This window comes from Paenibacillus pasadenensis (genome assembly GCF_023715725.1).
Taxonomy (GTDB): domain Bacteria; phylum Bacillota; class Bacilli; order Paenibacillales; family Paenibacillaceae; genus Paenibacillus_O; species Paenibacillus_O pasadenensis_A.
The window spans coordinates 1-257 of record NZ_JAMBOT010000088.1; the positions used below are offsets into that span (position 1 = coordinate 1).

A 257-nucleotide genomic window follows, 5' to 3' on the forward strand; every position below is an offset into this window, starting at 1 on the left:
GACGTCCTACTCTCCCAGGACCCTGCGGTCCAAGTACCATCGGCGCTGGAAGGCTTAACGGTCGTGTTCGGGATGGGTACGCGTGGTTCCCTTCCGCCATCGCCACCAAACGATGAAGCGTCTTGCGTCTGAAAGAGACTTGCTCTTTCAAAACTGACAACGAGTGAGTGACAAGCCGGTTTTGAAACCCGAAGGTTTCTGCTGAGGCATCTGGCGATGCCTCGAATTTGAATGCTTCCGTTGCAGGAAGCGATTCT

General features: G+C 54.5%; 1 rRNA gene. It reads right to left on the reverse strand.

What is annotated here, in order from left to right:
* A 5S ribosomal RNA gene (rrf, locus tag M3223_RS24120) occupies window positions 1-110 on the reverse strand; the annotation flags it as partial.
* Window positions 111-257 lie beyond the last annotated feature (147 nt).